Origin of the sequence: Streptomyces dioscori, assembly GCF_003024195.1 — a bacterium.
Lineage (GTDB): Bacteria > Actinomycetota > Actinomycetes > Streptomycetales > Streptomycetaceae > Streptomyces > Streptomyces dioscori.
Genome location: NZ_KZ679060.1, coordinates 15,100 through 35,647 on the forward strand (window position 1 = coordinate 15,100; position 20,548 = coordinate 35,647).

Consider the following 20,548-nt stretch of genomic DNA (forward strand, 5'->3'; position numbering starts at 1 on the left):
CCCGGCCGCGCTCGCCCTCCCAGGGCTCGGCCGCTCCGGGCCGACCCGCCTCAGGGTCACTCGGCGTGCTCCTGCACGAGGCTGTCCCGCCAGGCCCGGTGCAGGTCCGCGAACCGGCCCGTGTCCGTGACGAGGCGGTCGGGGCTGCCGTCCTCGACGATGCGGCCGTGCTCCATGACGAGGACCCGGTCGGCGATCTCGACCGTCGACAGGCGGTGGGCGATGACCACCGCCGTACGGCCGCGCAGGACCGTGTGCATGGCACGCTGGACGGCCCGTTCGCCCGGTACGTCCAGCGAACTGGTGGCCTCGTCGAGGATCAGGACCGCCGGGTCGGCGAGCAACGCCCGCGCGAACGCCACCAGTTGGCGCTGACCGGCCGAGATGCGCCCGCCCCTCTTGCGTACGTCCGTGTCGTAGCCGTCGGGCAGGGAGCTGATGAAGTCGTGGGCGCCGATGGCCTTCGCGGCCCGCTCGATGTCCTCGCGGGAGGCGTCGGGGCGCCCGATGGCGATGTTCTCGGCGACCGTGCCGGAGAACAGGAACGCCTCCTGCGTCACCATCACCACCCCGCGCCGCAGTTCGGGCACGGACAGCTCGCGCAGATCCACGCCGTCGAGGAGGACGCGGCCGGTCGTGGGGTCGTAGAAGCGCGCCAGGAGCTTGGCGAGCGTCGACTTGCCCGCGCCCGTGGAGCCGACCACGGCGACGGTCTGGCCCGCCGGGAGCGTCAGCGAGAAGGACGGCAGCACCTCGCCGCCCGTCCGGTACGCGAACCGCACGTCGTCGAACACGACCTCGCGGCCCGGCAGTTCGGAGGTGAGCGCGGGCAGCTCACGCGGCTGCGCCGGCTCCGGCACCGACGGGACCTGCGCCAGCAGACCCGCGATCTTCTCCATCGAGGCCGCCGCCGACTGGTACGAGTTCAGGAACATGCCGAGCCGGTCGATCGGGTCGTACAGGCGCCGCAGATAGAGCACCGCGGCGGCCAGCACGCCCAGCGCGAGCGACCCGGACGCCACCCGGTACGCGCCCCACAGCACGATCCCCGCGACCGCCGTGTTGGCGACCAGCCGGGAGCCGACGACATAGCGGGCCATCTCCAGGATGGCGTCGCCGTTGACGCGCTCGTGGCGGCTGTTGAGCGCGTGGAAGGCCGAGTCGTTGACGGCCTCGCGGCGGAAGGCGCGCACCGGCCTGATGCCGTTCATCGTCTCCGCGAACTTCACGATCACCGCGGCGATCGCGGTCGAGCGGACGGCGAAGATCCGCCCGGCGCGGCGCCGGTAGAGCCGGATGAGCAGGTACAGCGGCACGAACGAGGCGACCGCGACCGCGCCGAGCCCCAGGTCCAGCCAGAGCAGCATCGTGGAGATGTAGACGAACGACAGGATGACGGTGACGAGTTCCTGGAGGCCCTCGCTGAGCAGTTCGCGCAGCGACTCGACGTCCGTCGTGGAGCGGGAGATGAGCCGGCCCGAGGTGTAGCGCTCGTGGAAGTCGACGCTGAGCGCCTGCGCGTGCCGGAAGATCCTGCCGCGCAGGTCCAGCAGGACGTCCTGGTTGACCCGGGCCGAGGTGCGCACGAAGCCGTACTGGAGGGCGCCGGCCGCCACCGAACACAGCGCGTACGCGGCGGCCACCGCGATCAGCGGGCCGTGGTCGTCGGCGCGGAAGGCCGGTACGGCGCGGTCGATCGCGTACGCCACGAGCATCGGGCCCGCCTGCACCGCCGCCTGCTGGAGCAGCAGGAGGACCGCCGCGAGGACGACACGGGCCCTCATGGGCGCGAGCAGGGAACGCAGGAGGGTGGCCGTGGCGCGCGGGGGAGCGGGCAGGGCGTCACGGTCGAAGGGATCGCCGTCCTTGGGCGGCGGGTCCGCCGGCCGGTCTCTGCTGTCGTCTGTCGGCGCGGTGGTCGTGGGCGCCGTCATCGGTTCTCCCTCTCGCTCGTCTCTGTCCTTCCCGACATCAGCCAGGCGTACTCCGCGCTCGTCCGCAGCAGTTCGTGGTGGGTGCCCACAGCCGTGATCCGGCCGCCGGAGAGCAGGGCCACGCGGTCGGCGAGCAGGACCGTGGACGGGCGGTGGGCCACGACCAGGGCGGTCGTCCCGGCGAGGACACGCCGCAGGGCCGCTTCGACCAGGGCCTCCGTGTGGACGTCCAGGGCGGACAGCGGATCGTCCAGGACGAGGAAGCGGGGGGTGCCGACGACGGCTCTCGCCAGGGCCAGGCGCTGGCGCTGCCCACCGGAGAGGCTGAGGCCCTGTTCACCGACCTGGGTGTCCGTGCCGTGCGGCAGCGCGTGGACGAAGTCGGCCTGCGCGACGGCGAGGGCGCGGGCGAGATCGGCCTCACCCGCGGTGTCCGGGGCGCCCATGAGGACGTTCTCCCCCACCCCCGCGGAGAAGAGGGTGGGCTCCTCGAAGGCGACGGCCACGAGGGCGCGCAGTTCCTCCCTGGGTATCGCGGTGATGTCCACGCCGTCCAGGGTGATCCGCCCCGCGGTGACCTCGTGCAGCCGGGGCACGAGCGCGGTGAGTGTGGTCTTCCCGGACCCCGTGCCGCCGACGAGGGCCATGGTCTCGCCCGGCCGTATGTGCAGATCGATCCCGTCGAGTACGGGAACACTGTCGGACTCGGCGTCGGGATACCGGAACCGCACCCCGTCGAACCGGAGGCCGCCGTGACCACCGTCCCTGGCGCGGCCCGCCCCGGACGTAGGTGCCACCACGGAGGCAGACGCCGCCCCGGAGGCGGACACCGCCCCGGACACGGGCGCGGTGTCCGACTCCGGGGCCGCGTCCATGACCTCGAAGTAGCGTTCCGTGGCCGTCGCCGCCTCCTGGCTCATGGCCAGCAGGAAGCCGATCGACTCCACGGGCCAGCGCAGGGCGAGGGCCGTGGAGAGGAACGCGACCAGCGTGCCGGCCGACAGGGAGCCGTCGGCCACCTGCACCGTGCCGAGCACCAGGGCCGCGCCGACGGCCAGTTCGGGCAGGGTCGTGATCGCGGCGTAGATCCCGGCGAGCAGCCGCGCCTTCGCCAGTTCCGTGCCGCGCAATGTCCGGGAGAGGTCCCGGAAGGCGAGCGCCTGGCTGCGGTGGCGGCCGAACCCCTTGATGATCCGGATGCCCAGCACGCTCTCCTCGACGAGCGTCGTCAGGTCGCCGACCTGGTCCTGCGCCTGCCGCGCCACCCGCGAGTACCGCTTCTCGAACAGCCAGCAGACGACCATCACCGGGAGAGCCGGGGCGAGCAGGACCAGTCCCAGCGTCCAGTCCTGGGCCAGCATGATGAGGACACCCACGAGGATCGTCACCGAGTTGACCAGCAGGAACGTCAGCGGGAACGCGAGGAACATCCGCAGCAGCATCAGATCCGTCGTCCCCCGGGACAGCAGCTGCCCCGACGCCCACCGGTCGTGGAACGCGATGGGCAGCCGCTGCAGATGCCGGTACAGATCGGCCCGCATGGCCGCCTCGACCCCGGCGAGCGGCCGGGCGACCAGCCACCGCCGGAGTCCGAAGAGGACCGCCTCCGCGACCCCGAGGAGCAGCAGGTACAGCGCGCCGAGCCACACCCCGCCCGTGCTCCGGTCGGCCACCGGCCCGTCCACGATCCACTTCAGGACGAGCGGGATCACCAGACCCGTACAGGAGGCGGCGACCGCGACGACGGCCGCGACGCCCAGCCGTCCGCGCACGGGCTTCACATACGGCCACAGCCGCAGCAGGCTGCGTACGGCGGAACGGCTCCGGGTGGGCCGGGTCTCGTCAGTTCCCTCGGCGGGCGCAGGTGTGGTGGGCATCAGCAGCGAGCCTACGTTTCGGCACTGACAACACCCAGCGAGTTTTCGCCGGTCGCAGCCGCCGGGGGCCGAGAGCTGTTCTAGGCGGTCGGGGCGGTCGGGTACGGGAGAAGGGTCGCCGCCGTCCTCTCCCAGGCGGCCCTCAGCTCGGCGAGCAGCTCGGGCCGGTCGGTCGCCAGATCGGCCTGTTCGCGGGAGTCGGCGGCGAGGTCGTAGAGGTGGTCGTCGCCCCCTCGTTCCGGTAGTACTTCCAGTCGCCGCGTCGCAGCGCCCGCTTGGCCCGTACCCGCCAGAACAGGTCTCGCTCCCGCGGCCGCTCGCCCTTCAGCAGGTAGCCGGCGAGGCTGGTGCCGTCCAGCGGGTACGCCGGGTCGGGCCGGGCGCCGCCCACCTCCAGCAGGGTCGCCGTCCAGTCGGGGGAGAAGTTGGGCACGTGGCTGACCTGGTGGCCGTCGATCCGGGCCGGCCAGCGCACGATCGCCGGCACCCGGATCCCGCCCTCCAGGAGTACGAACTTCTCCCCGCTGAGCGGCCAGTTGTAGGAGTAGCGCTCGCCGCCGTTGTCGCTGGCGAACAGCACCAGCGTGTTCTCCTCCTGCCCGGAGCGCCGCAGCGCCGCCAGCACCTCGCCGACGGCCGCGTCCAGGCTCTCCACCATCTGCGTGTACTTCTCGACCGAGCCGCCGTCGAAGTGGTTGAGCGCCCGGGAGACCTCCGCCTGGTTCCTGGCCGCCCGGATCCTCGCGGCGATCTCGGCACCGGTCTCTGCGTCGTCCTCGGCGAGCCAGGGCCAGTGCGGGGTGGTGAAGTTGAGGTTCGCGTACGGCCCGGGTACCGCCCGGTGTAGAGGCTGAACCGGGTCGGCGAGCAGGTCGCGGACCCGGAGTACGCGTCGGTGAACCGCACTCCCTGCCGGGCGAGCCGGTCCAGATGGGGCGTGCGGATGTGCGGGGCGCCGTACGAGGAGAGGTCGGCCCAGCCGAGGTCGTCACCCAGGATGACCAGGATGTTGGGGCGTCGGCCGGCCGCGGCGCCGGAGGTGCGGGCGGCGAAGGGCCGTTCGGCGGTGGTCGCCCCGGCCGCGGCGGCCGGAGCGGTACCGGCCGTGGTGGCGACGGCCGTCACGGCGCCGCCACCGACGAGCCCACCGAAGATACGACGGGATATTTCAGGCGTACGGGATCCTTGGGTGAGGCGCCCGTACCCCTCCCCGGCGGGCGCCCCCTCAGTCCGCCACCCGCAGCAGCAGCACCGCCCGCGCCGGCACGGTGATCGTCGCGCCCGCCCGGTGCACCACGTCCGGCGCGGCCGACTGCTCCTCCCGGGAGGTGTCGACGACGACCTCGTACGACCGGGCCCACGGCGGTCCCGGCAGGACGAAGCCCGCGGGTCTGTCGCCCGCGTGCAGCACCGCGAGGAAGCTGTCGTCCGTCACGGGCACGCCCCGCGCGTCCCGCCCCGGGATGTCCCGCCCGGACAGGAACATGCCCAGCGTCCCGGCGGGGGCGTACCAGTCCCGTTCCGTCATCTCCGTGCCGTGCGCGGTGAACCACGCCAGGTCCCGCAGCCCGTCGGCCGAGTGCGCCCGCCCGGAGAAGAAGGCGCGCCGCCGCAGCACGGGATGTGCGTGGCGCAGCGCGATCAGCCGGGACGTCAGGTCGAACAGGGCCCGCCAGCCGGGGTCGTCCAGCAGGCTCCAGTCGAGCCAGCTGATCTCGTTGTCCTGGCAGTAGGCGTTGTTGTTGCCGCCCTGGGTGCGCCCCAGTTCGTCGCCCGCGACCAGCATCGGGACACCCGTGGAGAGCAGCAGCGTGGTCAGCAGGTTACGGAGCTGGCGGCGCCGCAGGCCGTTCACCCGGGCGTCCTGCGTCTCGCCCTCCGTCCCGCAGTTCCAGGCCCGGTTGTCGTCGGTGCCGTCCCTGTTGCCCTCGCCGTTGGCCTCGTTGTGCTTGCGCTCGTACGACACCATGTCCCGCAGGGTGAAACCGTCGTGGGCGGTCACGAAGTTCACCGAGGCGTACGGCCGCCGCCCGCCCCAGGCGTATAGGTCGCTGGAGCCCGAGAGCCGGTACCCGAGGTCGCGTACGTCCGGCAGCGCGCCCCGCCAGAAGTCCCGTACGGCGTTGCGGTAGCGGTCGTTCCACTCCGTCCACAGCGGCGGGAAGGCGCCCACCTGGTAGCCGCCTGAGCCGACGTCCCACGGCTCGGCGATCAGCTTCACGCGGCGTAGCACCGGGTCCTGCGCGATGACGGCCAGGAACGGGGACAGCATGTCGACGTCGTGCATCGACCGGGCCAGCGCCGCCGCGAGGTCGAAGCGGAAGCCGTCGACGCCCATCTCCGTCACCCAGTAGCGCAGCGAGTCGGTGATCAGCCGCAGCACGTGCGGCTGGACGACGTGCAGGGTGTTGCCGCAGCCCGTGTAGTCCGCGTACCGCCGGGCGTCGTCCTGCAGTCGGTAATAGCCGCGGTTGTCGATGCCGCGCAGCGACAGCGTGGGCCCCAGCTCGCTCGCCTCCGCGGTGTGGTTGTAGACCACGTCGAGGATGACTTCTATCCCGGCGGCGTGCAGCGCGCGCACCATGCGCTTGAACTCGCCGACCTGCTGGCCGTTGGTCCCGGAGGCCGCGTATCCGGCGTGCGGGGCGAAGTAGCCGATCGAGTTGTAGCCCCAGTAGTTCTTCATGCCCCGGCGCAGCAGATGGTCCTCGTGCGCGAACTGGTGCACCGGCAGCAGCTCCACGGCCGTCACCCCGAGCGCCACCAGGTGCTCGATCGCCGCCGGGTGCGCCAGCCCGGCGTACGTGCCGCGCAGTTCCTCCGGGATCCCCGGGTGCAGCTTGGTGAAGCCCTTGACGTGCAGCTCGTAGATGACGGAGTCCGCCCACGGCGTCTTCGGACGGCGGTCGTCCGCCCACTCGTCGCCGGGGGTGTCGTCGTGGACGACGACCCCCTTGGGGACGAACGGCGCCGAGTCCCGGTCGTCGCGCACGGTGTCCGCCACATGCTGCTGCGGCCAGTCCCGCACATGCCCGTACACCTCCGGCGGCAAACTCCCGAACTCGTCGCGTCCCGCGCCGTCCACGGCACGGGCGTACGGGTCCAGGAGCAGTTTCGCGGGGTTCCAGCGGGCGCCGGTCCACGGGTCCCAGCGGCCGTGCACCCGGAAGCCGTACCGCTGGCCGGGCCGCACCCCGGGCACGAAGCCGTGCCAGATCTCATGGGTCAGCTCGGTGAGGGGAACCCGGACCTCGACGCCGTCGCCCTCGCCGCCGGGATCGTCCGGTGAGCCGAAGAGACACAGCTCCACGGACTCGGCCCCGCCCGCCCACAGCGCGAAGTTGGTGCCCGAGACCCCGTCGGGCCCGGTCCTGAAGCGCGCCCCGAGCGGGGTCGGCGCACCCGGCCACACGGAGACAGCCGGCGCCGTGAGCGCCGTGCCGTTCACCGCGGGGGCGGCCTGTGCGGGCAGCCCTTTGCCGAGGGCGCGTCCTTCCTGCGCCGGTTCCCGCACTGCCTCCTGCTCGGCTGCGCTCGACACCCTGGGCCCTCCCGCGGCTCGGTCGGAGCGGCACGAGGAGGACCGCGGTGTCCCGGCCGCGGTCCTCTGTCGCGTCGTCCTCCCCACTGTTCTGCCCAGAGCCGGGCTCGCACTCACGTTTCCTGAGGCGTAGGCCGAACAGAGGCACGGAATGTGAGGCGCCGCATGGGAGGCACGGCGTGCGAGGCCCGGAACGTGAGGCGCCGGATGTGAGGCGCCCGGCGCCGCCCGGCACCCGCCGAACGGACCCACTTCCCCGGGGCCCGCTCCGTCGTTGGGTCCCACGTGATGCACGCACAGAGGCGCGCGGGGCGCGCAGGGGCCGCGCTGGCCGCCGTACTGACATGGGCGGCCCTGTTGGCCGCGGCCGCCGGATGCACCTCGCACGGGGTGGACGAGATGCTCGGCAAGCCCCGCTCGCCCGAGGAGGCGATCCGGGTCTCGCCGGACGACGGCAGCAAGGCCGTACAGCCCGAGGAGGGCCTGAAGGTACGGGTGCCCGCCGGGCGCCTGGAGTCCGTGAAGGTCGTGAAGTCCCAGGACGCGCAGGAGTTCCCGGTGCCCGGCTCGATCGGCGAGGACGGCGCGACCTGGCGGCCCGACGAACCGAATCTCGCGCTGGCAGCCAAGTACACGGTGGACGCGGTCGCGCTCGACGCCCACGGCCGGCGGGTGGCCCGGCACGTGACCTTCACGACGTACGTTCCCGACGAGCGGTTCATCGGATACGTCACGCCGGAGAACCGCTCGACGGTCGGCACCGGAATGATCGTGTCCCTGGAGTTCAACCGCGAGATCGACAACCGGGCGGCCGTCGAGCGCGCGATCCGCGTGACCTCCGTACCGAAGACGGAGATCGCCCCGCACTGGTTCGGCGAGGACCGACTCGACTTCCGGCCCGAGACCTACTGGAAGCCCGGCACCAAGGTCACCGTCGACCTGCGGCTGCGGGACGTTGAGGCGGCCCCCGGCGTGTACGGGCTCCAGTACAAGACCTTCTCCTTCACGGTCGGCCGCAGCCAGACCAGCGTCGTCGACGCCGCCGCCCACACCATGCGGGTGACCCGCGACGGCGAACTCCTGTCCACGGTGCCGATCACCGCGGGTGCCCCCGGCAACACCACGTACAACGGGAAAATGGTGATCACCGAGATGCTGGAGGTCACCCGGATGAACGGGGCCACCGTCGGCTTCAAACGGGCCGACGGCAAGGGCGAGTACGACATCCCGGACGTCCCGCACGCCGTGCGCCTCACCTCCTCAGGGACCTTCCTGCACGGCAACTACTGGGCCAAGGGCGTCTTCGGCACGGCCAATGTCAGCCACGGCTGCGTCGGACTGCGCGATGTGAAGGGCGGCAGCTCCGCGACCCCGGCGGGCTGGTTCTTCGACCGCAGCCTCATCGGTGACGTCGTCGAGGTCGTCCGCAGCAATGACAAGAAGGTCGCTCCCGACAACGGCCTCGGTGGGTGGAACATGGGCTGGAAAGCCTGGAAAGCGGGCTCAGCGGTGAAGTAGCCCGACATAGGGGTACGCACAGGAAGGGCCCCCATCGCGCTCCCGGCTCCAGCAGTTGGGACTGAACGGTGACATTCCCGGGAGGTCATCTCTCCTGGCAGTGTGATTAATTAGCGCGATGCGTGCGCGGGACGCGCCGTCGTAGTACGGGCCTGAACAGGCCGTGCGAGGGGAGAACGAACTTGAACGGGCGACCGATATCGGGGGCGTCGGTTGGCGCGCGGACACGAAGCGGCAAGGGAGCCCTGGCACTTGTGCTGGGGGTGCTGCTGCTCCTCGTGACCGCGTGCGGCGGAGGAGGGGACTCGGGTTCCGGGTCCGGCGGGGACAAGGACAAGGGCAAGGATTCCAGCCAGGCGGACACCAAGGTCTCGCAGGCGGTCGTGACCATCGCGCCGAAGGACGGCGCCGACGCCGTCAAGACCAGCGGCGCACTGAAGGTGACAGCGGCCAAGGGCAAGCTGACCGAGGTGAAGGTCGAGGACACCAAGGGCAACCCGGTCGAGGGGAAGATCACCGGCGGCGGCGCCAGCTGGACGCCCGCCGCCCACCTCGCGGCCTCGACCAAGTACAAGGTCCACGCGGTGGCGAAGGACTCCGACGGCCGTGAGGCCGCCGAGGAGTCCGCGTTCACCACGCTGACCCCGAAGAACACGTTCGTCGGCATCTTCACGCCGGAGGACGGTTCCAAGGTCGGCGTCGGAATGCCCTTCTCGGTGCGCTTCACCCGGGGCATCACGCACCCGGAGGACATCGAGAAGGCCATCAAGATCAAGACCGAGCCGGCGGTCGACGTCCAGGGCCACTGGTTCGGCAACGACCGCCTCGACTTCCGCCCGGAGAAGTACTGGAAGTCCGGTACGAAGGTCACCGTCACCCTGAACCTCGACGGTGTCGAGGGCCGGCCCGGTGTCTACGGCGAGCAGGCCAAGACCGTGAAGTTCACGATCGGCCGCAGCCAGGTCTCCACCGTCGACGTCAAGACCAAGAAGATGACCGTCAAGCGCGACGGCAAGGTCATCAAGACCATTCCCGTCACGACCGGCAAGGCGGGTTACGAGACCTGGAACGGCCAGATGGTCATCAGCGAGCGCCTTCGGGTGACCCGTATGAACGGCGAGACGGTCGGCTACGGCGGCGAGTACGACATCAAGGACGTGCCCGACGCGATGCGCCTGTCCAACTCGGGCACGTTCATCCACGGCAACTACTGGGGCGGCGACGCCTTCGGCAACTACAACGCCAGCCACGGCTGCATCGGCCTGCGCGACCAGCGCGGCGGCGGTGACCGGGGAGCCCCGGCCGCGTGGTTCTTCGACCGCTCGATCGTCGGCGACGTGGTGGTCGTGAAGAACTCCAACGACCGGATCATCGACCCGGACAACGGCCTCAACGGCTGGAACATGTCGTGGGAGAAGTGGACGGCCTGACCTCGCGCTGAGGGGGCGCCGTCGACCGCGGCACCCTCTCTCCCGAGACCGTACGGCCCCGGTGTGCCTCGTCCGTGATGTGACGAGGCACACCGGGGCCGTTCCCGTTAGCCTTCGTTAACCTCCTCTCATGACTGTGCATCTCGAAGTCGCCGAGGGCGTCGGCACGATCCGCCTCGACCGTCCGCCCATGAACGCGCTGGACGTCGCCACCCAGGACCGGCTCAGGGAACTCGCCGAGGAGGCCACCCGCCGCGAGGACGTGCGCGCCGTGATCCTCTACGGCGGCGAGAAGGTGTTCGCGGCGGGCGCGGACATCAAGGAGATGCAGGCCATGGACCACGCGGCCATGGTCGTACGCTCCCGGGCCCTGCAGGACTCCTTCACCGCCGTGACCCGCATCCCCAAGCCGGTCGTCGCCGCCGTCACCGGCTACGCGCTCGGCGGCGGCTGCGAACTGGCGCTGTGCGCCGACTACAGGATCGCCGCGGACAACGCCAAGCTCGGCCAGCCGGAGATCCTCCTCGGGCTGATCCCGGGCGCCGGCGGCACCCAGCGCCTGTCCCGGCTGATCGGCCCCTCCCGCGCGAAGGACCTCATCTTCACCGGCCGCATGGTCAAGGCCGACGAGGCCCTCACCCTCGGCCTGGTGGACCGGGTCGTACCGGCCGCCGACGTGTACACCGAGGCGCACGCCTGGGCCGCGAAACTCGCGCGGGGACCGGCGCTCGCGCTGCGCGCGGCCAAGGAGGCCGTCGACGTCGGCCTGGAGACGGACATCGAGACCGGACTCGCGGTCGAACGCACCTGGTTCGCGGGCCTGTTCGCGACGGAGGACCGGGAGTCGGGGATGCGGAGCTTCGTCGAGGAGGGACCGGGCAAGGCGAAGTTCCTCTGACGCGGCGGCTGTTGAGAAACTTCCGCCGGTCCACTTGCTGTTGACGCGGTGTATCACCCGTCCGCGTGGACATTCGGCTCGGCGGGGCGGCTTATCCGGTCCTTAAGGCAGCCTTAAGCCTTCCTTGCGGGGGAGCGCGGGCGATTGCCCCGAACACCCCTGTCCGTGCAGGCCAGATGGGCTGCCTGGGCCATTGTGATGCCGATGGCATATGTCAATCGGATGATGCGGAACAATGGGTTCCGGGGGGCGTATTCCTCCGGAACACCCCCGGAGAGGCCCCTTCGGGGGTCATGATGGGGGCATGGCGGGGCTGGAGGGTATCGAACAGCCGCGGCGGCACGGGAGTGCGACCGCGGCGCGCTGGTCGCCTGCTGTCGAGGACGAACACGCGCTGAAGGCGCTGGAACTGTTCGGCAACCCCACCGAGGCGGAGGTACCTCTGCCGTCCCGGCCGGAGTCCGCCGCCACGGCGCGCCGGCTCACCCAGGTGGTGGTGCTCCGCCAGTGGGGGCTCTCGCCGAAGATGACCGAGGACGCCGTGTTACTGGTGTCGGAACTCGTGGGCAACGCCGTGCGGCACACGGGGGCGCGGGTCTTCGGGCTCCGGATGCGACGCCGCCGCGGATGGATCCGGGTCGAGGTCCGCGACCCCTCGCGGGGGCTGCCCTGTCTGATGCCGGTCCAGGACATGGACGTCAGCGGCCGGGGCCTGTTCCTGGTGGACAAGCTCTCCGACCGCTGGGGGGTCGACCTGTTGCCTCGCGGCAAGACGACATGGTTCGAGATGCGGGTGGCGGACCGCTAGGGGTGTCCTCAAACGCCGGACGGGCTGATGATCAGCCTCTCCGGCGTTTGAGGAGCGGGGGTTCGGGGGGCTGGCCCCCCGAGTCGTTGACGGGAACGGGTAGGGGCGGCGGGGGCGAGGAACACCCCACGGCAACCCCGCCCACGGACACGCCGCCAACGAGTGAGGGTTCGCCCCCGAGGCAGCCCCCACCGAGATCGTGCTCCCATGATCACAACCCGCTGGAAGCGCCACGCAGCCACCCTCGCCTTCACCCTGACCGCAGTCCTCACCACCTCCGCAGCGACACCCCCCACGCAGACCCCCACGGCAAAGGCGGCAGCCGCCCCCGCCTGCCCCCAGTACGCGGACCCCGTCCACGCCGCCGCAGACCACCGCGTGGACGTCGACCGCATCACCCCGGACCCCGCCTGGCGCACGAGCTGCGGCACGCTCTACCGCAGCGACGGCCGCGGCCCGGCGGTCGTCTTCGAGCAGGGCTTCCTGCCGAAGAACGTCATCAACGGCCAGTACGACATCGAGCAGTACGTCCTGGTCAACCAGCCCTCCCCGTACGTCTCCACGAGCTACGACCACGACCTCTACAAGACGTGGTGGAAGAGCGGCTACAACTACTACATCGACGCCCCGGGCGGCGTGGACGTCAACAAGACCATCGGCGACACCCACAGGTGGGCCGACCAGGTCGAGGTCGCCTTCCCGGGCGGTATCGCGCGGCAGTACATCATCGGCGTCTGCCCCGTCGACAAGAAGACCAAGACCGAGATCATGAGCGACTGCGAGAGCAACCCGCACTACGAGCCCTGGCACTGACTCCGGCGCCCGGGTGGTCGCCGCGCTGCGCGCCGGAGCGGAACGTTAATCTGACCTCGTCATTGAAGCACCACGAAGGGGCGGGTCCGGTGGCGGACATCGAGGAAGCACGTAAGGCGTTCGAGCGCATCGACGTGGACGGGGACGGCTACATCACCGCCGCCGAGTTCAAGAAGGCCCTGGCCCAGGGCGGGGACTGGAACGTCACGGACTCGGTCGCCGAGGCCGTCATCGGCGCCCAGGACCTCAACGGCGACAAGCTGCTCTCGTTCGACGAGTTCTGGGCCCACATCAACAAGTGACCCGAGTGGCAGGGGCGCCCACCGGTTCACGGTGGGCGCCCCTTTGTCGTGTTCGTCCATCCGAGTGGGGCTCGGAATAGCCCGGTATGAACCCGGGTTGGTATATCGCGCCAGGAGTCACCCACCCCCTCGAAGGGCGAGCCCCCATGAAGATCGGCATCATCGGAGCAGGGAACATCGGCGGCAACCTCACCCGCCGCCTCACCTCACTCGGCCACGACGTGTACGTCGCCAACTCCCGCGGCCCGCAGACGCTCACCGCGCTGGCGGAGGAGACCGGAGCCACCCCTGTCACCGTCGAGGAGGCTCCCCGGGGCGCCGAGGTCGTCGTCGTCACGATCCCCCTGAAGGCGATTCCCGACCTGCCGTCCGGACTGCTGGACCAGGCGGCCGACGGGGTGACCGTCATCGACACCGGCAACTACTACCCGCAGCGGGACGGCAGGATCGCCGCGATCCTGGACGAGGGTCTGACGGAGTCCCGCTGGACGGCCCAGCACCTCGGCCACACGGTGGTCAAGGCCTTCAACGGCACGTACGCGCAGGACATCCTGGACCGCCCCCGGCCGGCCGGCGCCCCCGACCGCATCGCCCTCCCGGTGGCGGCCGACGACGCGGCCGCCAAGCAGGTCGTACGCGCCCTCATCGACGAGCTCGGCTTCGACACCGTGGACGCGGGCGGCCTCGACGACTCCTGGCGCCAGCAGCCCGCCACCCCCGTCTACGGCCTCCAGGAAGGCGTGGACGCGGTGACGAAGGCCCTGGCCGAGGCGTCCAGGGAACGCACCCCGGACTTCACCGCGTAACTCTCCCGCCCCGCTCAGACGATCTCCAGCGGCAGGTGCGGCCCGGCCGGCAGTTCGACCTCCACGGGGTCACCGGGCCGCACCCGGCCGCCCGCGACGACCACACTCATGATCCCGGACCGGAACCGGGCCTTCCCGTCCTCGCCCCGGCCCACGACCTGCTTCATGAGCCCCTTCCGGAAGGTGTCGATCTGCGCGCAGGGATTGCGCAGCCCGGTGACCTCCACCACGGCCTCATCCCCGAGCCGCAGCAGCGTCCCGGCCGGCAGCCCGAGCAGATCGATGCCCCGGGTGGTGACGTTCTCGCCGAGCTCCCCGGCCGCGACCTCGAACCCGGCTCCCCGGACCTCGTCGAACAGCTCCTCGTGGATGAGGTGCACCTGCCGCAGATTCGGCTGCGAGGGATCCTTCCGCATCCGGAACCGATGCTTGACGGTCGTCCCCGCATGCACATCACCCTCGACCCCGAGCCCCGCGAGCAGCATGATGCTCTCCCGGTTCGGCTTGGTGAACGAGTACGTCTCCTTACTGCTGACTGCAGCAACTGTCCTACTCATATGCCGAAGCTACCTCTCGTGGCTCGGGGTTATAGCGGTGTAAAAGTTCCTGCCTTTCCTTAAGCGTAACTAGCGAAAGGTGCTCCTTACGGGTTTTCCTCCTCTATTTCTCTATCAATAGAGATGTTCTAAATATGGTGCGCTGTGTGCCAGTTGGCGTAGACACTGCTTCTCACAGGTTTTTGCATGGAGCCGCGGGGGCGCTCTTGGCCGCTCCTGCGTGAGCACAGGAGGACGGACATGGTGTCGCCTGATCCGCACAGCTACTGGATCGTGCTGCTGGACATCGAAGACTTCAGCCTGCGAACGGAAGTCGCCCAGGCGACACTGCACGGTGAGTTGTATGAGGTGGTCGAGTTCGCGCTCGCCCGGGCCGGACTCGACCTTGCCGAGTGCCCAGTCCAGGACCGTGGGGACGGGATGCTGATTCTGATCCCCATGGGAACGAGCCCGACCAAGCTGCTGCGGGAAGTGGCGCGCGGGCTGGAGGACGCATTGCAGGCACACCAGGTGAAGTACAACCAGGACCACCGCATGCGGCTGAGGGTCGGCCTCAATCAAGGGCTCGTGATTCGGCAGGGCGAGCGCTGGACAGGCACCGCCATTAACGATTTGGCCCGACTGGTGGACGCTGGCCCGGTCAAGGGTGTGCTCGAACAGGCTCGCAGGGCCCAGTTGGTGCTGGTGGTCTCTGAAAACGTGCACACCTCGATCGTGCGCGGCGGGTACCCCGGGATAGACCCGGCGTCCTATCTGTCCGCCGACTTCGTCACGAAGCACGGCGAACTACGCCGGGGCTGGATCACCGTGCCCGGCTACTCGTCACCGCCCGGGCTTCCCGCCGATTCGGGGACGCCGCCCGGCGCAGCAGGGGGAACTGCGGTCCGGGACGGCGCCGGGGCGGGGACGGGTGATGGCGGGACCGTCCAGGGGAGCACGGTCCCGCCGTCCACCCCCATGAACATTCGTGACGTGTCGAACAGCCGGATAGTGGGTCCCGGCGCAGAGCGCGTCGTCTACCTCGAAGAAGGCGACTATGTAGAGGGCGGCAAGTACGAGCATCGCCACTACGGCACCTCCGCGGACGGCTCATGAGCGTGTCCGATGGCCCCTCGCCTGCGCCGGCCCCGGTCGGCTCTCCGGCTTCGCCGCCCGCGCCGCCGGGCGCGGGCGGCGGACAGAGTGGCGGCGGAGGTGCGTCCCCTCCGGGTGGCGGTGACGCACCTCGGCCACCCGGAGGGGACGGAGTGCATCGGCCCCAGAGCCCGGGAGCCGGTGGCGACAATGTCGGGGCGGGAAGGAACGCCCAGGACGCCACGGCCCGTACCGGGCAGGGCAGTCTGCGAGCCGGGTTGCTGCGCGAGGCTTGGACGCACATCGGCGGCGACCGGGTCCAGGGCAACAAGATCGTCATCCAGGCCGCGGGAGATCGCGGTGTCGTGCTGCGCACCCTCTCCGCGAGCATCGTGGACACCGTTCGGCACGCCTTCCGGGAACCGCCGCGCTGGGACGCCATCCGTACGGACGCCTGGCGGCAGAGCCGCTCCGTCGTACTGCGCGGGCCGGGCGGCGCGGGAAAGACAGCTGCGGCTGTGCGGCTGCTGATCGCCGCCAGCGCCAAGACATGGTTCCGGCTCGACTCCGTAGACGATTTGGCCCGTCTGACGGATCTGAAGCAGATCGGCAGCGGAGCGGGCCTGATCCTCGACCGGCCCCCCGACCTCGGCGAACTGCGCGGCCCGCTGCTCGAAAGCCTGGAGGACCTGCTGTACCGGGCGGACGCACACCTGGTCCTGATCGCCGGGACCGAGGACGAACTGGGCCGTGGTGTCGGCGAGTACGTGCAGCGAGTCATCCGCCCGGAAGCGCTGAACGCCGTACTGGAAGCCCATCTGGCACACCACCTGGGCGAGGCCGAGGCCGAGCGCGTACTGGAGGTGGACGGGGTCGGCGAACTGGCTGCGGAGCTGCTGGACGACGCGGCCTGCCGTGACGCGGCCCGGCTCGCGGAAGTCCTCGCGCAGGAGTACGGCCCCGGCACCCTCGACCCGCCCCAGGTGCTGGACCTCGACCTGGACCGCGTGCGGGCCAGGATGGACCAGACCGGCGGCGAGGGGCCCGAGGAATGGTTCGAGGGGCTCGGTGACACGGTGCTGCGCACCCAGGCTGTCGCCCTCGCCGTGCTCGGCGGCCTGCCGCAGGAGGAAGTGGCGTTGGCCGCGAGCATGCTGCTGGACCGGTTCCGCAGCGAGCGCGGGGTTCTCACGCCAAGCGTCGAACAGGGACCCGTTCCGCTGCGCCAGGACCCCTTCGCCCACTCGCGCAGGCTGTTCGCCGACAAGTTGCGCTCCCGGACCGTCAGTTCCGTGACCCAGGGGAGCTACGGCTGGCTGCCGTGCACCGTCGCCGAGTACCGGAATCCCGACTACCCGTCCCGCATCATCCGTCACGTCTGGTCGGAATACCGTGTTCAGCCGGAACTCATCGGCTGGCTCGCCGGGTTGGTGGACTCGCCGGCCCAGCAGGTCCGCGGTTTCGCGGGAACCGCACTCGGCCTGATCGCCACCGAGTCGTTCGAGTTCATCGCCAACCAGGTCTTCGCGGGCTGGATTCGGCACGAGGAGAGCGGCTCGCTGCGCCGTGAGGCCGTCGCCTACGCGTTGAAGGTCTGTGCACGGGACCCCGCCCTTCGTACGGGCGTGTACGCATTGGTCAACGAGTGGTACCTGAGCGGGACGTGGCAGACACAGGCCGCGGCGGCGCGCGCGTACGGCCTGTGTCTGGGCGGCACCGATCTCGGCACCGCCGTCGCAGCCCTCACCCGGCTCGGAATGGTGGATCACATCCAGGTGGCCATCGCGATCGGTGACGGCTTCGCCGACATGATGGCGGAGGACGTGACGGAGCGCGCACCGGTGGTGCTGCGCGCCGTGGCCGAGATGGTGCACCAGCCACGGAGCCGAGCCTGCGGACACCTCGTTTTCCTGATCCTCGCCGACGCCCTCGTGACCGAGGAAGTGGTCGCGGGCGCCGTGCCGCGCAGCCGGCCGACGCTGCTGTGGCTGGCCGCGACCGGGCCGTCCGGTGGCGAACTGCGGAGGCTACTCGGCTACTTGTGGGCCGAAGCGATCGGTGGCGAGCTCTTCGCGGAGGAGGCCGCGAGAGTGCTCCACGGCTGGGCCGCTCAGGCCGAGTCGGACCCGCTGCTCCTCGACGACCTGGTCCGCTCGCTCGTCGGAGATGTCGCCACTCGCAACCCCCGAGTGGGCCTGCTCCTGCAGCGCTACGTCGCGCGCTGGAACGAGCGCGACTCTTTTCGTCCCCTGCCCCGCTCCGCGGCGGTCCTCGGCGGCGCCCTGCGCCAGGGCCGGCCCGACCTGTCCGCTCAGCCAGGAGGTGCCCGGTGAACCAGCCGGTGTCGTTGATTGTCAGTCAGTCGGCCGTGCCCCGCTTGGCGGTGGGTCCCACCAAAGCGAGGGAACCGTATCTGGCCGTCGTGTACGCCACCGCCGTGGGTGAGGTGGCCTGCTTCGACGGCCGGCCGTTGCGGACCGGGCAGCAATTCTTCTCCAAGTACCGCATGCGCTACGAGGTCGACATGCGTCAGCAGCACCGCACCGCTGTCCTCGGCCAGAATCCACTGGTCTCCCGGGACGGTGTGCACGCCTTCGAGGTGACCATTTCCTTCACCTTCCGTGTCGCCGGCTGGCAGGGGGCCGAGGAGTGGGTGCGCTCCGGCCTGCAGGACCCGCTCCCCATCGTGCACGGACACCTCAACAGCCGCTTCCACGCGGCAGGGCAGAGCTTCGGCATCGACGACTCCTTCGGACTCCAGCGCCACCTCAACCAGCTCTGCGCCGCATCCGAGTCCCTGGACCCGGGCCTGGTGATGGACGGCTGCCGGGTCTCAGTGCGCCCCGACGCCAAGTCACTGACCTACCTGGAGATGCTGATCGAGGCGGAGTGGGAGGAGAACATCGGCGCCGCCAGGCATCGGCCGAAGTCCGGCGGCGCCCATCGGGAGGGCGAACTCAAGGCGATCGAGCAGACCTACGAGATTCAGGCCACGCAGCGCCAGGCCGCCGCGTTCTCTGACATGATCGCGAACAGCGAGGGGCTGATCCGGCATTACCTGATCACCCATCCGAACGACGCTGCCGGGGCGTTCGAGATGAGCCGCCAGCTGGAGGAGGCCCGGGCCACCACCGACGAACTGCAGAACCAACGGGCCCTCGCGCTGTTCCAGGTGATGGCGGACAAGGGCCTCATCCAGGCCGGAGACCTCGATCTGTTGCGCCAGCAGCTCACCGGACAGGTCGGCCAGGCCACCGGTGGTCACGTTACGCTCTCGGCAGCCGCTCCGCCCCAACTGCCCGGCGCCCGGCCCTGGGACGCCACGGCACAGCTCCCGCCCGCGTCGCCCCAGCAGGCGCCGGACGCGGCGGCACCGGTCACGCCGAGTGCGCCGCCCACCGTTACGGCGCCGGTGATGCCGACCGCACCGTCCGCCTCGGGAACGACGGCCGCCCCGGCCACCGCGTTCTCCGGTGTCGCCCTCATCTACCTCGTCATCGACGAGTCGCTGGACGACGACTGCCTCGATGAACTCAACCGCGGTCTCGCAGCCCTGCATTCGGCGCTCGCCGGCGCACCGGCCGTCTCGGCCGCACTGCGGCTGTGCGTCCTGGGCATGGCCGCCGGTACGGAGATGAGGCTGCCCCTGGACACCGTGCTGCCCAGTACCCGCACCCCGATCCTCGCCGGACGCCAGGGACTCTCGTACGAGCAGGCCTTCCGCATGCTGCAGGCGCTGCTCCGGCAGGACGTGGCGCTGGTCAAGACGCAGCGTGCGCAGGTGCTGCGGCCGATCGTGTTCTTCCTCTCCGGCGGCGTCCCGGAGGGGGGCGACGGATGGCAGGACGCCTATCGGGAGCTGGTCGACCAGGGCGGCAACCCAGTGGCACCGCATCTCATCGCGCTCGGCCTCGGCCGGGCCCAGGCCCGCGCGGTCCGAACCGTGGCGACCCGCCCCGAGTTCGGGTTCATGGCCGCACCGCATCAGGACGTGGCTTCCGCGGCGCACAGCTGCGCGGCGTTCCTGCGGGACACGATCATCGCCTACGGGCAGCGCCTGAGCTCCGGCGACCCGCAGTTCTCACTCGTTCCGCCGGACGGTTTCCGGATGGCGGAAGACGCGTTCTGACGCGCGGCACCGAAGAAAGCAATCGCACAACGGACAAGGACAAGTGACGATGGTGGAAAGCAACAGGGGGCACTTGCTCCCCATCTACGTCCTCGCCGACGAGTCGGGTTCGATGATGAACCACATCGACGACCTGAACGACGGGCTGAGGTCTCTGCACCAGGCGCTGCTCGGAGAGCCGATGGCGGCGGCCAAGGTACGGCTCTCCGTGCTGGGCTTCTCGGACGACGTGATCGAGCGGGTGCACCTGGTGGACCTGCGCAGCGCGAACGAGTTCCCGCTGCTCCGCACCCGCGGTATGACCAGTTACGCGGCGGCCTTCGAAGACCTGATCACCCGGATACCTGTCGACATCGCCGGCCTCAAGGCCGAGGGGTACCAGGTGCACCGGCCCGCGGTGTTCTTCCTCACCGACGGGGTGCCGAACATGGGCGAGGACTGGTACGACGCGCGCCGCCGACTCACCGACCGCACGCTGACCCTGGGGGCGCCGAACATCATCGCCTGCGGGATCTCGGATGCCGATGCGGAGATCATCAGCCAGGTCGCCACCCAGCCGGAGTTCGGCTTCGTCGCCAACGAGGGTGTGGATGTCGGTCCGGCCATTGCCAAGTTCTGCACCGCGCTCACCAAGAGCGTGATCGCGTCGGGCCGTTCGCTCACCTCGGCCTCTCCGCAGCTGGTGGTCGACAAGCCGGAGAACTTCACTCTCGCGATTGATGTGATCTGACGTGCTGTGGCCCTTCAGGCGCTCCGCCGAGGAACAGCAAGGGTGCCAGAAGCAGAAGGAGCGGCAGGAGCGGCAGCGACCGAGGGAGCGAACGCCCGCGCACGAGCCCGAGGATCTGGCACCGGAGCCCA

Annotated in this window: 15 protein-coding genes and 1 pseudogene; 11 read left to right on the forward strand and 5 right to left on the reverse strand. The window is 70.4% G+C overall.

Features of this window, described 5'->3' with window-relative positions; translation table 11 throughout:
* Positions 1–56: 56 nt before the first annotated feature.
* The 4 genes and pseudogenes from C6Y14_RS39955 to glgX form a co-directional block, all read right to left on the reverse strand.
* Positions 57–1,934, reverse strand: coding sequence for an ABC transporter ATP-binding protein (locus C6Y14_RS39955; RefSeq protein ID WP_107021839.1), 1,878 nt, complete (start codon positions 1,932–1,934; stop codon positions 57–59).
* The gene (locus tag C6Y14_RS39960) at positions 1,931–3,811 is read right to left on the reverse strand and encodes an ABC transporter ATP-binding protein (protein ID WP_107021840.1); all 1,881 of its coding nucleotides are present in this window, start codon (positions 3,809–3,811) and stop codon (positions 1,931–1,933) included. The genes C6Y14_RS39955 and C6Y14_RS39960 overlap by 4 nt, the downstream gene beginning before the upstream one ends.
* Before the next feature lie 80 nt (positions 3,812–3,891).
* Positions 3,892–4,978, reverse strand: a pseudogene (locus C6Y14_RS39965) (sulfatase family protein).
* Positions 4,979–5,036: 58 nt separating this feature from the next.
* A complete protein-coding gene (glgX, locus tag C6Y14_RS39970; protein ID WP_199855031.1) occupies positions 5,037–7,352 on the reverse strand; it encodes a glycogen debranching protein GlgX in 2,316 nt (771 codons plus the stop codon).
* 285 nt (positions 7,353–7,637) lie between these two features.
* On the opposite strand from glgX, the gene C6Y14_RS39975 reads away from it, so the two are divergent.
* The 7 genes from C6Y14_RS39975 (at position 7,638) to C6Y14_RS40005 (ending at position 13,927) form a co-directional block, all read left to right on the forward strand.
* Positions 7,638–8,870 (forward strand): L,D-transpeptidase, encoded by a 1,233-nt coding sequence (locus tag C6Y14_RS39975; protein ID WP_107021842.1) that lies wholly within the window; start codon positions 7,638–7,640, stop codon positions 8,868–8,870.
* 182 nt (positions 8,871–9,052) lie between these two features.
* Positions 9,053–10,300 carry a L,D-transpeptidase gene (locus C6Y14_RS39980; RefSeq protein ID WP_199855032.1) on the forward strand — a complete coding sequence of 416 codons (1,248 nt, stop codon included), beginning with the start codon at positions 9,053–9,055 and terminating at the stop codon, positions 10,298–10,300.
* Between the two features lie 130 nt (positions 10,301–10,430).
* A complete protein-coding gene (locus C6Y14_RS39985; protein WP_107021844.1) occupies positions 10,431–11,198 on the forward strand; it encodes an enoyl-CoA hydratase/isomerase family protein in 768 nt (255 codons plus the stop codon).
* Between the two features lie 304 nt (positions 11,199–11,502).
* A complete protein-coding gene (locus tag C6Y14_RS39990; RefSeq protein ID WP_107021845.1) occupies positions 11,503–12,006 on the forward strand; it encodes an ATP-binding protein in 504 nt (167 codons plus the stop codon).
* Positions 12,007–12,213: 207 nt separating this feature from the next.
* Complete coding sequence (locus C6Y14_RS39995) at positions 12,214–12,819, forward strand: ADP-ribosyltransferase (RefSeq protein ID WP_107021846.1); 606 nt, start codon at positions 12,214–12,216, stop codon at positions 12,817–12,819.
* Positions 12,820–12,908: 89 nt separating this feature from the next.
* A complete protein-coding gene (locus tag C6Y14_RS40000; RefSeq protein ID WP_107021847.1) occupies positions 12,909–13,121 on the forward strand; it encodes an EF-hand domain-containing protein in 213 nt (70 codons plus the stop codon).
* Between the two features lie 146 nt (positions 13,122–13,267).
* Entirely contained in the window at positions 13,268–13,927 is a 660-nt protein-coding gene (locus C6Y14_RS40005) for an NADPH-dependent F420 reductase (RefSeq protein ID WP_404828910.1), read from the forward strand.
* Between the two features lie 14 nt (positions 13,928–13,941).
* Here the strand turns inward: C6Y14_RS40005 and C6Y14_RS40010 are convergent, their stop codons facing one another.
* A complete protein-coding gene (locus tag C6Y14_RS40010) occupies positions 13,942–14,484 on the reverse strand; it encodes an MOSC domain-containing protein (protein ID WP_107021849.1) in 543 nt (180 codons plus the stop codon).
* Positions 14,485–14,724: 240 nt separating this feature from the next.
* Here C6Y14_RS40010 and C6Y14_RS40015 point away from each other — a divergent pair, with 240 nt between their 5' ends.
* The 4 genes from C6Y14_RS40015 to C6Y14_RS40030 all read left to right on the forward strand — a co-directional run bounded on the left by C6Y14_RS40015 (position 14,725) and on the right by C6Y14_RS40030 (position 20,417).
* On the forward strand, positions 14,725–15,579 hold the full coding sequence (locus C6Y14_RS40015) for a hypothetical protein (RefSeq protein ID WP_107021850.1): 855 nt from the start codon (positions 14,725–14,727) through the stop codon (positions 15,577–15,579).
* 152 nt (positions 15,580–15,731) lie between these two features.
* Positions 15,732–17,891 carry a hypothetical protein gene (locus C6Y14_RS40020; protein ID WP_107021851.1) on the forward strand — a complete coding sequence of 720 codons (2,160 nt, stop codon included), beginning with the start codon at positions 15,732–15,734 and terminating at the stop codon, positions 17,889–17,891.
* Positions 17,888–19,687: a vWA domain-containing protein gene (locus C6Y14_RS40025; RefSeq protein ID WP_107021852.1), complete on the forward strand. Its 1,800-nt coding sequence runs from the start codon at positions 17,888–17,890 to the stop codon at positions 19,685–19,687. The genes C6Y14_RS40020 and C6Y14_RS40025 overlap by 4 nt, the downstream gene beginning before the upstream one ends.
* A gap of 49 nt (positions 19,688–19,736) precedes the next feature.
* Positions 19,737–20,417: a vWA domain-containing protein gene (locus tag C6Y14_RS40030; protein ID WP_107021853.1), complete on the forward strand. Its 681-nt coding sequence runs from the start codon at positions 19,737–19,739 to the stop codon at positions 20,415–20,417.
* Positions 20,418–20,548: the final 131 nt, after the last annotated feature.